Annotated in this window: 12 protein-coding genes and 1 pseudogene; 7 read left to right on the top strand and 6 right to left on the bottom strand. The window is 47.1% G+C overall.

All coding sequences use genetic code 11. From position 1 onward, the window contains the following. The first annotated feature begins 463 nt into the window (after window positions 1-463). The 4 genes from NSS79_RS24780 to NSS79_RS24765 all read left to right on the top strand — a co-directional run bounded on the left by NSS79_RS24780 (window position 464) and on the right by NSS79_RS24765 (window position 4,670). The gene (locus NSS79_RS24780) at window positions 464-1,123 is read left to right on the top strand and encodes a TetR/AcrR family transcriptional regulator (RefSeq protein ID WP_342436544.1); all 660 of its coding nucleotides are present in this window, start codon (window positions 464-466) and stop codon (window positions 1,121-1,123) included. A gap of 112 nt (window positions 1,124-1,235) precedes the next feature. Continuing rightward, the gene (locus NSS79_RS24775) at window positions 1,236-2,381 is read left to right on the top strand and encodes a choline esterase (RefSeq protein ID WP_342436543.1); all 1,146 of its coding nucleotides are present in this window, start codon (window positions 1,236-1,238) and stop codon (window positions 2,379-2,381) included. A 502-nt stretch (window positions 2,382-2,883) separates the two neighbouring features. After that, window positions 2,884-3,840, top strand: a complete 957-nt coding sequence (locus NSS79_RS24770) for a thiamine pyrophosphate-dependent dehydrogenase E1 component subunit alpha (RefSeq protein WP_342440433.1) — start codon at window positions 2,884-2,886, stop codon at window positions 3,838-3,840. After that, window positions 3,837-4,670: a transketolase C-terminal domain-containing protein gene (locus tag NSS79_RS24765; RefSeq protein ID WP_342436542.1), complete on the top strand. Its 834-nt coding sequence runs from the start codon at window positions 3,837-3,839 to the stop codon at window positions 4,668-4,670. The genes NSS79_RS24770 and NSS79_RS24765 overlap by 4 nt, the downstream gene beginning before the upstream one ends. Here the strand turns inward: NSS79_RS24765 and NSS79_RS24760 are convergent. Then, the gene (locus NSS79_RS24760) at window positions 4,578-5,465 is read right to left on the bottom strand and encodes a TetR/AcrR family transcriptional regulator (RefSeq protein WP_342436541.1); all 888 of its coding nucleotides are present in this window, start codon (window positions 5,463-5,465) and stop codon (window positions 4,578-4,580) included. The two genes, NSS79_RS24765 and NSS79_RS24760, sit on opposite strands and share 93 nt — an antisense overlap. A gap of 127 nt (window positions 5,466-5,592) precedes the next feature. On the opposite strand from NSS79_RS24760, the gene NSS79_RS24755 reads away from it, so the two are divergent. The 3 genes and pseudogenes from NSS79_RS24755 (at window position 5,593) to NSS79_RS24745 (ending at window position 7,521) form a co-directional block, all read left to right on the top strand. Next, window positions 5,593-6,171, top strand: a complete 579-nt coding sequence (locus tag NSS79_RS24755; protein ID WP_029196621.1) for a hydrolase — start codon at window positions 5,593-5,595, stop codon at window positions 6,169-6,171. 23 nt (window positions 6,172-6,194) lie between these two features. Then, window positions 6,195-6,455, top strand: coding sequence for an MFS transporter (locus NSS79_RS24750; protein WP_342436540.1), 261 nt, complete (start codon window positions 6,195-6,197; stop codon window positions 6,453-6,455). Further along, window positions 6,456-7,521, top strand: a pseudogene (locus NSS79_RS24745) (TerD family protein). Between the two features lie 335 nt (window positions 7,522-7,856). Here the strand turns inward: NSS79_RS24745 and NSS79_RS24740 are convergent. The 5 genes from NSS79_RS24740 to NSS79_RS24720 all read right to left on the bottom strand — a co-directional run bounded on the left by NSS79_RS24740 (window position 7,857) and on the right by NSS79_RS24720 (window position 13,501). After that, window positions 7,857-9,170 carry an ABC transporter substrate-binding protein gene (locus NSS79_RS24740; protein ID WP_342436539.1) on the bottom strand — a complete coding sequence of 438 codons (1,314 nt, stop codon included), beginning with the start codon at window positions 9,168-9,170 and terminating at the stop codon, window positions 7,857-7,859. 94 nt (window positions 9,171-9,264) lie between these two features. Beyond that, window positions 9,265-10,374, bottom strand: a complete 1,110-nt coding sequence (locus NSS79_RS24735) for a glycoside hydrolase family 172 protein (protein ID WP_342436538.1) — start codon at window positions 10,372-10,374, stop codon at window positions 9,265-9,267. Between the two features lie 21 nt (window positions 10,375-10,395). Beyond that, window positions 10,396-11,241 carry a carbohydrate ABC transporter permease gene (locus NSS79_RS24730; protein ID WP_342436537.1) on the bottom strand — a complete coding sequence of 282 codons (846 nt, stop codon included), beginning with the start codon at window positions 11,239-11,241 and terminating at the stop codon, window positions 10,396-10,398. Between the two features lie 13 nt (window positions 11,242-11,254). Then, window positions 11,255-12,130 carry a sugar ABC transporter permease gene (locus NSS79_RS24725; protein WP_342436536.1) on the bottom strand — a complete coding sequence of 292 codons (876 nt, stop codon included), beginning with the start codon at window positions 12,128-12,130 and terminating at the stop codon, window positions 11,255-11,257. A 102-nt stretch (window positions 12,131-12,232) separates the two neighbouring features. Beyond that, window positions 12,233-13,501, bottom strand: a complete 1,269-nt coding sequence (locus NSS79_RS24720; RefSeq protein ID WP_342436535.1) for an extracellular solute-binding protein — start codon at window positions 13,499-13,501, stop codon at window positions 12,233-12,235. Between the last annotated feature and the right edge of the window lie 158 nt (window positions 13,502-13,659).

The raw sequence follows: 13,659 nt of genomic DNA, 5'->3' as shown, positions 1-13,659 counted from the left end.
GGACTTTTTTTAAAATATAAAAATTTATATGCTTCACGCTATAAATTATCCTTCTATTTCCCGCTGAAACGGATACCGTCCTTTTGAGGACGGTTAAGCCGTAAGAACAGTTCAATACCTGCAGATTATTGTTAGCGTTATCATTTTGTCCGGAGCAGTGCCTGACGCTTTAAGGGGCCCTGCTTTGTTCAAGTTTATCCAAGAGGTAAAGAAAATACTCAACAACTCGTTGGAGGAAACTAGCTTATGGAGCCAAGGCCGTGAAGGTTGCATGCCCATGAGTGACGAACATCGGAAAGCCGTATGGGGGAAAACCTCACGTACGGTTTGATGAGGAGGGGCTGGGTACAAACCAGCTCTTTACTCTAGTTATAATGATATTAATATTTCAATACTACTTGACATGTGAATGAATTATCGATATAGTGTGAATCAATTCACACTTCACATTAAGGAGTAATCTATGCCAAAAAATACTTTCTTTCGTTTAGATGAAGCAAGGCGCGAGGAAATATCGAATAGCGCTATGCATCTTTTTGTTGATAATCTTTACGAGGAAATAACTATGAAGATGGTTTTGGATAGTTTGTCCATGCACCCTGGAACATTTTATCGGTATTTTGAAGACAAAGACGACCTTTATTGTCTCTTAATACGTAATGTGACCCGGAAAAGAGCTGCGTATTTTAATAACAGTAATGAAGATTCCCTTTTCCGGTTTTTCCTTACTGGCTTATTTGGTAACGTTAATGGCATTGTGACCGAGCCACTGAATGAGTTGGAAATCAAACTCACTGAAACATTTTTATACATTCCTGAGAACATTTTGCTTAAAATATATCTGAATGTGCTAAAGGGCGAGTCATTCCCCTTAATCAAGGACATTTTACGCCGAATGAGGGTTGATGGATATCTCCGACCTGATATTGACGACGACCTGATTTCTTTTATGTTTGAGTCAATGCAGTTTAATTTAGTCATGTTTTTTAGGGAATTCGATATTAAGGACTCTAAGCTGCAACATAAGATTAGCAAGTACTTTGCTGACTTTATGGGTCATGGGCTGCTTGAAGATCATAAATATTCTGAAATTGTTAGCGATCTCAAGAAAGCCAAGGAGTAGATATGATTCACTGAAGATAGGATGTAATAGTTTCACAGTTTTGAAAAGCGCTTATAGCGCAATGTATGTATTTCACATTCGCCACTTTTATTAATTAAGGGGGGACAAGAAAATGAAATCTTATGACGCATTTCCAGAACCAATTGGCGGCTATACTGTCGGTCGAACCCAGATGGATTTTGAGTACACGGCATCAGATCACTCAAAAAGAGAACTGACAGCGTTTGTGTACTATCCGTCCGACAGTAGCGAAGGTAAGACTACATCAACGTACATGTTTCCTGAAGTCTACGAGATGTTAAATGGGCAGCCACTTGTCACTGCGTATCTTAAAGGGAAGAATATTTTCTCTATAGATATCAAGACCCGGTGTTACGACGACCTTGCTCTCTCCGGGAAGGAAAAGCGCTATCCGGTGTTATTCTATGTTTGCGGCGGGGGCGGTTCTCCAGAATGGGGTACAGTGATCTGTACAGACTTGGCAAGCATGGGATATGTTGTGGTAAGCATCGGCCATCAGAATAGCACGATGTATAAGCGTAAAGATGGGCGCCTGTTTAATGTATCAAAGGATTTTTCGGATGTCATTATGGCGTTTTCTGAAGATCCGGAGATGCTGGCGTTGGCTGGTAAGATGGAGATGCGGCCTGACGATGAAACTGCCATTGAGATGTGCCATAACGTGCTTACACTGCCGATACTTGCCAAGTTAACAGAGTATAGTGAATTACAGGCAGAAGATGTAAGGTATGTAGCCGATTATCTTTACAAACTGGACTCTGGAGAGCTGAATTCCATCTTTAAGGGCAGATTGTTGCTTGACATCGGCATGGGCATAGTCGGACATTCTTATGGAGGGCCTACGACGGCGATTGTTTGCCGGGACGACGGCCGGTTCGCCTGCGGGATTGGCTTGGATAGCGGTGCGTTCGGCCTTCACGACAGCGACCTTAAGAAACCCTTCTTGCTACTGTTTTGTGAACCTAACTATAACATGAATGCGATAATTGGCGCTAACAATAGCATGGAAACCTATTATTTCTCTGTTGATCGTGTTGCGCATTTTGATTACTGCGACATCGTGTTTACCAGTGTTAATGAGGAACTCAGAGGCGAACGGGATGCTATGGAGATGCGAAATCTTGTTACAGACTATACGAAGAACTTTTTTGATCATTACATACTGCAGAAGGCTGCAAGTGTGGAAAGTCTGGCATACGATGGCGTGGACTTGATCAAAAAGACAAGCAACAAGTGACATAACCGAGAGGTTGCTGATAAACGCATGTCAAAGAGCTAGCCGTACAGACACAGAGCCGATAACCCTATTACGCGGTTATCGGCTCTCTCATTAACTTCTCATACCAACGTCACATAAGATCACACGGGGTTAATTCAATAAAGGGGGACTTTAGTACAAAAAGAACTTGTATCTAAGTGATACAAGTTCTTGTCTATTTGTGTATTCTTACGCAAAATAAGAGCTTTTGGCTAACTCATCCATATTCCCATTCCGGGAATTTTCCCATAATGGGAAAATCTCAAACACTCTTTTCCCTTTTTGGGAAAGGGTTTTTTTTGCTGCCGCCGTTCACTCGACTGGATATCCCATCTGACAGCTATAATTCCAGGAAACAGGCCTGGAAAAAATAAAATTAGAGAATCCTGCAAAGTTGGCACGAAATTTGCTCTGTATATAGGTGAAGGCCAAATCAAGAGGAGGGATTCACTTGCATATTTCAAAAGAATTGCTTGGCGGGATGTACCGGAAGATGTTGAGTATCCGGAAGTTTGAAAAGACTGCATCCACCTTTTTTGCTGAAGGGAAAATACCGGGCTTTGTCCATCTGTACATCGGGGAAGAAGCAATAGCCGTCGGGGCATGCGCCAATCTGCGGGATGACGATTATATTACGAGTACCCACCGGGGGCATGGACATATCGTGGCCAAGGGCGGGAATCTGAAATATATGATGGCAGAGCTGTTCGGCAAAGAAACCGGATACTGTAAAGGCAAAGGCGGTTCGATGCATATTGCAGATGCGGAGTTGGGCATTTTGGGCGCCAACGGAATTGTTGGTGCAGGCCATCTGATTGCAACCGGGGCGGCTTGGAGCGCTCATTATAGAGGAAGCGATCAGGTTAGCGTGTGCTTTTTCGGAGATGCTTCCACGAATCAGAGCACATTTCATGAAGCGATGAATTTAGCGAGTTTATGGAAGCTGCCAGTATTTTTTATATGCGAGAACAATCTGTATGGGATATCGGTCAGCCAGGCCAGACATCAGACGATCAAGGATATTGCCAAACGTGCCGAGGGCTATTGCATGCCTTCCCTTACGGCCGACGGCAACGATGTGGTTACGGTGTATGAACATGTGCAAGGGGCGGTACAGCGGGCGAGAAATGGTGAAGGTCCTACCTTGTTGGAATTCAAAACATACAGACAGCATGGACACTTCGAAGGTGATCCGGGAGCTTACCGACCGAAGGAAGAAGTAGAGGCCTGGCTGCAAAAGGACCCGATTCCCAGATTTGAGAAGTACCTTACAGAGCACAAGCTAATGACGGCAGGCGAGTTAAAGCAGCTCGAAGATGAGGTCGACGGGGAGATTCAAGAGGCGCTTGATTTCGCTTTTGCCAGCGATTATCCGGCTCTGGAATCTTCGGTTCAAGGCATTTATTCCGATATCGTTGAGGAGGCGCGCAGCAGATGAGAAAAATGACCTATGGTGAAGGAATCCGTGAAGGTATGCGCAGCAAAATGCTGGAGGACCCGAATGTGGTATTGCTTGGGGAGGATGTCGGGCCGTACGGAGGAACCTTCGGGGTAACGAAGGGGCTTTGGGAGCAATTCGGTGAAGAGCGGGTACGGGATACCCCGATTTCCGAAGGAATTATTGTCGGGGCTTCCGTAGGGGCAGCAGCAACAGGGCTGAGACCGGTTGCCGAGCTGATGTTCATTGACTTTCTGACCTTCGGCATGGATGGACTGGTGAATCAGGCTGCGAAGATGCGATACATGTTCGGCGGCAAAATCTCCGTGCCGCTCGTACTGCGGCTGCCGGCAGGCGGTGGAATCAGTGCGGGGGCACAGCACTCCGGATCACTGGAGGCCTGGGTGACGCATGTTCCGGGACTTAAGGTGGTCTATCCTTCCAACGCTCAGGATGCCTGGGGGATGATGCTGACTGCGATTGAAGATGACAATCCGGTGGTGTATATCGAGAGCAAGGTTCTGTATTCCAAGAAATATGAGGTGGACGACAAGGTTGCCGCGATTCCTTTTGGCGTAGCCAGCATCAAGCGGGAAGGAAGCGACGTTTCCATTATTACGTATGGCAAGCAAGTGGATGATGCGCTTAGTGCCGCAAGAGCTCTGGCGAAAGAGGGAATCGAAGCAGAGGTAATTGATCTGCGCTCGCTTTATCCGCTTGACCAGAAAGGCATCAGGCTAAATACCCGAGAATATAATATTCCTCAACTGAACGACCAGACTTTTAAGTTCCTTCTCCCTCTCCAAATAATGCAGCGAGGCCTGTATTAACGGATGATTCGCTGTCTCCTTGCTAACCTCAGTCTGGATAAAACGGTAAAGCTCCCTTATTTCCGAACGATGTACGGCGCCGGCCGGGATCGTGTTAATGGCCTTATCCATCTCCCGAAACAGTTCTGAAAGAATCTGCCTCTTCCCACCCTGCCGGTCCTCGAATCCCCAGTTTAAATACCTCTCGAATGAAGCTTGGTTCAGCATAGACTTAAGATCGGACGTCATCATATGCTTAACGAGCACATGGAGCTTTTCCAAGATGAACTTCGCCGTTTCCTCGAGTGATAACGACCTCTCCTCATATACAATCCAAAATAGATATTCCTTCAGAATCGCCCGATAGATGGCAACCAAATCCCATAAGAACGGTTGGATTTCCTCGCCATACACATGCAGCAAACAATCTCTATGCCATCGGATGAGCCGCCCCCTAACCTTGTGTCTGAGTGGCTGGAACTTGGGATCCTGTTGAATAGGGAGCTCAGTAAATTCGACCAGAATATGTTTGTACTCCATAAAGTAGCGGAATCGCAAAACGATCTGCTGAACAAACTGTTCTTCCGGCGATAGTCCGGGAAGACGTGTCAGCTCATCGACTTGATCAAAATAGTTGTTATGACATTGATTAAATACCTCGCTAAAGAGATCCTCTTTGGAAGGAAAGTATTTATAGACCGATCCTTTGGCAATACCGCAATCATCGGCAATATCCTGTATCGTCGTCGAAAGAAACCCGCGTTCTTTAAAAAGCCCCGTCGCTGATTGAACGACCTCTTCCCTTGTCACAATCATAAAAAAGATTCTCCCTCCTTGACTTACTATGAATCATGGTACAAAATATAAAACATCAAGTCAAATGACCGAAAGTTCAAGATTGGTGACTTAAAGTCAAATTTAGAATAATGAGGAGAATGTCGGTATGGAAAAATTATTTGATCCGCAAAAAACAGCGCTGGTTGTCATTGATCTGCAAAAGTGGTTAGGGAACCAATACGCCCCTTATTCCGCCGAGCAGGTGGTATCAAATGCGGCCGTCTTGGCCGATGCTTTTCGTGAACAAGGCTCGATGGTTGCCCTGGTCAGGGTATCCAGCAAGGACCTGAAGGATATTCCTAAACCGAAGCTGGATACCCCTGCACCTGCACTGAATCTGCCTGAGGGTTGGGATGAAATCGTCCCAGAAATGCGGGTCGCCGCCACAGACCACATCATTACCAAGAAGCAGTGGGGAGCTTTTTACGGAACGGAGCTCGATCTGCAGCTGCGCCGCAGGGGAATCGATACCATTGTTTTATGTGGCATCGCAACTGGACTTGGTGTGGATACGACTGCGCGGGAAGCGTTTATGCATGGCTATCAGCAGATTTTTGCGATTGATGCGATGACCGGATTTTCCCAAGCCGAGCATGATTACGTAAAAGGCCATATTTTCCCGCGTATTGGGCGTACTCGGACCACACAAGAAATCATCTCAACCTTTACTGAAGATAGATCGTAAGGTTATTGCAGGAGGTTGATCTCATGACCCAAAGGAAACGTCTCCAGAACGATCTGATGTATCCTTGGTATGTCTTATCCGTAACCAGTCTCGGTGCGTTTTTGGTTCTAATCAATATCGGAACGCTCAATGTCGCATTGCCTGAATTAAGCCGGCAGTTTCATACGGATGCAGCAACATCCGGCTGGATTTTACTTTCCTATATGCTTGTAAACACCATTCTGATCTTGGTCTTTGGGCAAGTATCGGATATATTCGGAAGAAGATGGATTGGAGTGGTTTAAGTGAATCAATTTCTTCAGATGGGAGCAAATACAACCTTAAGTGCCACAAAAGGTAATATTACGATTAGCCACGAAATTTCTACTTTAATAGATATTTCATTAACAGCATTCCTTTTAACAGATTCTGACAAGGTACAAGGAGACAGCGGGGTCATTTTTTATAATCAACCAACAAGTCCACAGGTGTAGCTACTCTTTTACCATCCGAGAAAGTGGGCAATACAAAAGTTCATAAAATTAATTTCGACATGGGTAAAGTCCCTGAAGGTATAACAAAAATAGCTATAACTCTGACAGAGGATAATAGCACGGGATTTTCGAATGTAAAGAATTTAACAGCAGAGATATGTAACGAAAATACGATTATTCAGTTATCACCATCCAGTTTCACGAAAGAAAATGGAATCGTAGTTTTGGAATTATATCTAAGGAATGGTCAGACAAAGGCAAAATCAATCTGGCGCGGATTTGATTCCGGGCTTGAAGGGTTATGTAAAAACTATGGTGTTGAGGTTGAAGCTGATGAGCCAAACAAGCACTCCGAACCTAAGACTATTCAAAATCATACATCAAAAGAACCTGATTCGACTGTATCTGTTCTTGATAACAAAAACAATCAATACTCACAGTTATCCATAAGCCTTGAAAAGGTAAAGGGTAAGATAAATCTCGATAAAGGGCAAAAGCCAGTTATTATTGATAAAACACCAGAAATCACGGCTACTGTATCTTGGAAGACTGGGACGGATTATGATATATATGCTTTAGTCTACACAAAGGATGGAAAGCAGATTGATGTAGCTATGTTTGGTGCGGAGGGGACACCTCCTCTCAAAAGTTTTGGTAACGGGATAGTGGAACATATGGGCGATGTTGGGAGAAGCAGCCAATCAACGAAGAAAGAGGTTATTCAATTAAGATTAAAAGATGATATTCTTGCAGTTGTTCCTGTTGTTTATTCAGCTCAGTCCAATGGAACCGGTTCATTTTACAGATTCTCAGGATGAGACCTTCAAATATGGTAGAAGTTATAATGGATCAAGGGCCCTTAAATGATTATAAATAGTTTACCAAAGTCTGAGTAAGGAAATGATAAAGCTCAAGCAGACAAGTAGCTTGGGCTTTCACCATTGAGTTTTTGCTTCTAGTGTAAGAAGAAAATAGCAGGTTTTATGAAAAGGACACTTGATTGCGGGTGTCCTTTTCATATCAGCTCAACTTGCCGTTTCAGCTATCGCGCTGAACCATATTATAAATAGGGCGAAAATTATTTTTAAACTTATATTGTCTATTAATAGACAATAAATTTTTGTGAAATAGGTAGAAGGGGGGGATTTGGTGCCAAGTGACAAAGCAAATCAGCAGCCATGAACGGCTGTTAATCTCCCTTCTGCAGCCCTGCTATTCGCTTGTTCCTTTCGCCGACATGTCGTCCCAGATGGTCTGGAATTCCTGCAGCATTTTTTCTTTCCCGATCTGCTTGCCGATATAAGACTGGATCTGCGTGGCCATTTGCGAGGTGTTCGCTTCATAGCCGGGGTACAGCTGCCATAACCAGGGCAGTGTCCTGCCTTCCTTAATATAAGACAGAATATCCCCAGACAAGGGACCAAGCTGAGCTTCGGTTGCCGGAATGCTTTTGAACGCCGGAATGAGCTTGGCATCATCCACGATGAACGCCTGGCCGGTGTCGGAAGATACGAGCCACCGCAGAAAGGCTTTGGCTTCCTCCTTTATTCTTGAGTTTTTCAGCACCACCCAATAATTCGCAACGCCAACGGGAAGCTTGTTCATGGCTTGCGCATCATCGTTGATAGGCATCGGCAAGAATCCGATATTGAGGTTCGGGTGGAGCTTGTCGATCTGCAGCTGCGTCCAAGTTCCCTGCTGCATCATGGCGGCGCGTCCGTTCGCAAAGTCGGCAACCTGCGTGTAATAATCCGTCTGCAGCGGATTGGGCTGGCCGTACTCGACGGTCAAATCTACCAGGCTCGTCCACTCTTTAAATATCGTATTGTCCGTCAGACTGGCGCTGCCATTTTTCATCTGTTCAATAAATGCGACCGGATCTGGCTGCTGGGCGAATGCGGTATTGAGCAGATGATTCCCCAGAATCCACCACTCCGCATAGCCATTCTCAAAAGGACGGATGCCGGTCGCCCTAAGCTTGTCGGCCGCTTCCCGCAGCTGCGTCAGCGTGGCTGGTGTGTAATTAATGCCGGCTTGGCGGAACAGGTCCTTGTTATAAATGAAGCCCCAGCCCTCCAGGGCGAGCGGCATGCCGTAAATCTTTCCGTCCTTTGTAATAGCCGGCTTGGCCAAATCAAGTATATCGCCCACCCAGGGCTGGTCGGACAGATCTTCCAAATACTCCTGCCACAAATCGAGGTCGGTATAGCCTGCCACAAAAAAAATGTCGGGCTTGTCATCGGAGTTGAACTTTGTCTTCAATCCCGCACTATAATCGCAGCCGCCGCCGCATGTATCAACTTCAATGTTCACGCCGGTCTCCTCCTGATACCGTTTGACCAGTGTGTCCAACTGTTCGGCCATTTCGACCTTGAAATTGAAGATCCTTAGAGTGGGGGCCGGCTCCGCGGTGGCACTTGCCAGGTCGGAGTCATTCACGATTTGGTTATTGTTCCCCCGGCACGCCGTGCCAATAACGGCCAGGACAAGCAAAAGGGCAGTCAAGGTCATGTATTTAAGCTTCATGGCATATCCCTTCGTCAATCAAGATGGCTGTACATCCAGTATAAACGCCATCCTCCAAAGAGGAAATAAGCCGTTGCTCCTGCCATCACGCTTATTAGCGCGGCCAGCGTTCCTCCTTGCCCATCAGCGGTGTGAAAGGCTGATGCGGCTCGGTTTGATACCAATAGGCGACTGATGCCACGTCATCCTGCCGTTCGAAAAGCCCCTTCTTGTACACGCCGATCTGCTGAATCGTAACTTTCAGATCCTCCTGAAATCGGATTGGATCCAGAATATGCCAGCGGTAAAATCCCCGCATGGGCGGCGCATCGTCATTGTGGTACAGATTATGGACGGCCTCGTCATGGCTGGAATAGTAGGGGTAGCCCATGTATGGCGTGCAGTACGTGTTCTCGATCGTCTTCCCGTCCTTTTGAGTCGCAAAGCTCCAGGCACCGCCGAAATAATCTTCAGTGCCGGTGCCGCAGATGGTCGGATACTCCCGGTCGCCGTCTATATACATCTTGACTTCGCCCTCTCCCCACCAGTAGCGTTCCAGCGTGGTAAGCGCCATGTAGGTTCCGACGTATTGGCCTCGGCCTTTGACGTTGTCGAGAAGGATATAATCCTCCGCTTTGTCCGTGATCCGCTGCCGCTTCCATTGCGCGTGAAAGTAAGCCGTATCTTCAGGCAGTTCGTCATGCAGGCAATAATCGATCTGATAGAAGAAGGCAGGAATTGGCGCTTCATGCTGGTTCTCGATGTCGATTCTTGCTTTGCTCCGGAACGGCATCGGAAAATAACAGTTGAATCCTCTTGTCGGATTTACAACCATCGGCTGGGAATTGACGGTGCAGCCTCTCCCGAAGCCATTGCAGAAGAAATCGCCCAGGGGGCTTTCAACGGAAGGCTCCGTTTCATCGTCCCAATACATGCGCAGCACCAGATCGCGCAGAACAAAAGTATCCGCCTCGGTATGATCAGTCACCGTAATCCAGATGTGCTCGATAATGCCAGGGCCGCTCATCTCGGCCAGCGTCACCGTCGCTCCGGGCGCCACGTCCCGGATACAGGGCGAGCCTTTGCGGGAGGGGCCGAGAGGGCTGAAGGCCATCCCTCCTTTTCCTTTTTCACCGTGCGGATTCTCTGCGTTGATGGCCCGGCTTCTGCCGGTCTTGATCAGAGGGAGCGACGCGAGTCCTCCCTGAAATGGGTTCACATTCATCTGTTCTTCTCCTTTCGATAATCAGCCTTTGACGCCGCCGGCCATAATACCTTCCATGATTTGTCTCTGGAAGATGGCGACGAATATAATGATGGGCAGAATGATGATCCAGCCCATAGCACTAACCAGATCCCAGGGCACCGCGTACATATTGTCTCTCAGAGGCAGCTGTGTAATTGCTGTTGAGAGCACCGAGATGCCATTGGAATAGAAAAGCGGTGTGAAAAAGTTGTTCAGGCAGGTAATAAAGTTGACGATACATACTGTTGCAAGCGCCGGTCTCAGGAGCGGAATCGTGACATAGAACATCGACTGAAAAAAGCCGCAGCCGTCAATGGAGGCGGATTCCTCTATTGAGACCGGAATATCATTCAGATAGTTTTGCAGAATCAGGACGGTGAACGGAAGAATACCGCTGATATACAGGATAATCAGGCCAGTATACGTATCGTATAAATGAACGCTGCGCAGAAAGTCATACAGCGGCCGCGCGGTCACCACATCGGGAATGAGCATGGAGGCCAGCAGGAAACCGACGGCAATGGATAATCCTTTGCTGCGGAAACGGGCAAAACTGAAGGCAGCCATGACGGAGATCATCATACCAATCAGGATGGATATCCCCACAATAATCGCAGTATTCCCTATTTTGGGTAATAGGCCAACATTCTTGATCAGATAACGGTAGCTGTCCAATGTCGGATGGGCCGGCCAGTACTTGATCGGTTTGGAGAATAGCTCTCCGGCCGGCGTAATGGAAGAAATAAAGATCCACCACAGCGGAAAAAGAATAAGAAATGCGACAATGGCAGCCAATCCCCATATGGTCAGGGTCAGCGGCACAGATCTGGAGTTTTTGGGAATCATAGGATATCGCTCCTTAATAGTCTACGCGTTTGGCTGCCGACATACTGAGTCCGCTGAGTACAGCCATCACCAGGAACAGCACGACGGCGATCGAAGCGGCGTAGCCGGTATTCAGATTCGTAAACGCTTCAGTGGTTACCCGGTAGGCAATAAGTGCGGTGCTCTCACCCGGCCCGCCGCTTGTCATCGCGTATACAACATCAAAGGAAGTAATGCGCCACATTGTAAAGAATATGCTGAGCATCAGAATATTTCTGGAAAGAAGCGGAAGTGTGATGCTGAAAAATGAGCGGATGCTTCCGGCCCCGTCAATTTTGGCGGCCTCATACATGTCCGAGGAGATGAATTGCAGACCGGCCAACACCAAAATGGCGAAGAAGGGCAGGTCCTTCCATAGGTCTACGGCGATTACGGCGCTGCGGGCCGTATTTGTATAGATTAACCAATCCAGATTGAATGAAGGGGCGAATCGGCGAATAAAGTCGTTGATCAGACCATATTCGTTGTTGAATGCCCATTTGGACGCCATGGCGATCACGACCATCGGCATGGCCCAGGGAAGCAGTACGATGGTTCGGAGCACTTTTTGTCCTCTGAATTTCATATTGAGAATTAGCGCCAGGATGATTCCGAGCACAATATGGCCAATCATCGATCCCACGACGAAAATGATCGTAAACCGGATAGAGGTAATCATTTTTGAATCGTGGAAAATCTGAAGATAGTTATCGAAGCTGACAAACTTCCGGATGTCCTGCAGCAGTTTGACCTCAAACAAGCTGATATGGAAGGTTTCGATAATGGGATATATTGTCGTGAAGATCCGGATCAGCAGCGCCGGTAGTACAAGAATCCAGGCAATCATCCAATATTTTTTGCTGGCATACATAAAACGCACCTTCCTCGCAGGATAGCCAAATCCGTAGGATACGGGCGGCACAAGCAGGCATCTACAGATCCACCCACTTATGCTGCCGGGAAATGGCCCTGATTATTTGTAACGTTCAACTGCTTCCTGTGCTTTTTTGCAGAAATCATCCAGCGTAATTTTGTCTTGGATGTAGTTCTGAAAAAGCGTTCCCATCTCGGAGATGAACTCCATCGTTTGCGGCAGCATCGGACGCCCATGCACTTCGTTGGTCGATTGGATCTCGTTGTAAACAGTCTTGATGTCTCCGGTAACCGCCTCTTTGGCCGCGACATCCGCTCTGGCCGGATAGCGGTCAAAGTTCTTCCAACCGCTTAATTCACCGTCTTCGCTGGCGGCATACTTCAGGAACTTGATGGCAGCGTCCTTATTCTTGGAAGCTGAGTTCAGGACATAACTCCAGGAATCCGTGAAGATGCTCCGTTTCGCAAATTTCGGCATATTTATCATATGGATCTGATCTTCACCATAGCGGTCCGCCTGCTTGTAATCCGTACCGGTTCCCCACATGAAGACGGAAGCATATTTGCCGTCGATGAACTTCTGGTTCATCTGTTCATATTTGTCTGCAATTTGATCCACCGGCGTTACCTTCCAGGTATTGGCCATGTCGTACATGAACTTGACCGCCCTGCGGCTGCCTTCATTGCTCCAGTCAAAGTAATCGCCCCCGAACAGATTGACAAAGGTCGCGATTTCATTGAAGACATACGTCTTTTCCCAGGAGCCGCCGTATCCATACTGACCGTCTTTGGTCGTCGCTTTCATAAATTTCACAAAGTCCTCTTCATTGTTAATGGAAGTCATGCCTGCGGCATCCAGCTTCTTCTGATCGACCCATAGGCCAAGATAACCGGTATAGCTGGGGACGCCGATCAAATCACCTTTGCTTGAGGTCAGCATATCCTTCATATAGCCCTGTGGGAGCTGTTTCAGGACATCATCGGCCAGGACCGTATCCTGCAGTGGCTCCAGCCAACCGGCATTTTTAAAAGAGGTTGCCATTTCATCATTGATCTCAAGAATGTCAACGGTATTGTCACCCGAGGAAAGTATCGTCGATACCTTCTGCTGGCGGGTGTCCGAATCGGTCGGCGCGGCGACCCAGTTGATCTTTACGCCACTCTTTTCCTGGGCTTCTTTAAGCCAATCCTTAAATTTAGGATTTGTGGATTGAATGGTGTAGAGGGTAATCTCATCCTTTCCTGCGTTGCCAGCATCCTTTGTTCCGGACGTCGCTTCGTTTGCCTTGGAGCCATTGCCGGAGCAACCAGACAGTGCAACGGCGATGGTTAAGGAGCCGGTCAAGAATAGGGACCAAAATCGTTTCATACCAAAACCTCCCTGTTTTGTTTTTTTTGTAAGCGCTTTACATTATCAGTATAGCTGCTGCCATGCAAGTGAAAAACAGCCGTAATTGATCAAAAATGTGTAAAATCGTGATATGGGTCATATATCCATTTCACCGGCGGCTGCCTATTGACCTTACT

The sequence above is a fragment of the Paenibacillus sp. FSL L8-0436 genome, from assembly GCF_038593025.1.
In the GTDB taxonomy this organism is placed as follows: domain Bacteria; phylum Bacillota; class Bacilli; order Paenibacillales; family Paenibacillaceae; genus Paenibacillus_AQ.
This window is presented reverse-complemented; position numbering and strand designations above follow the sequence as displayed.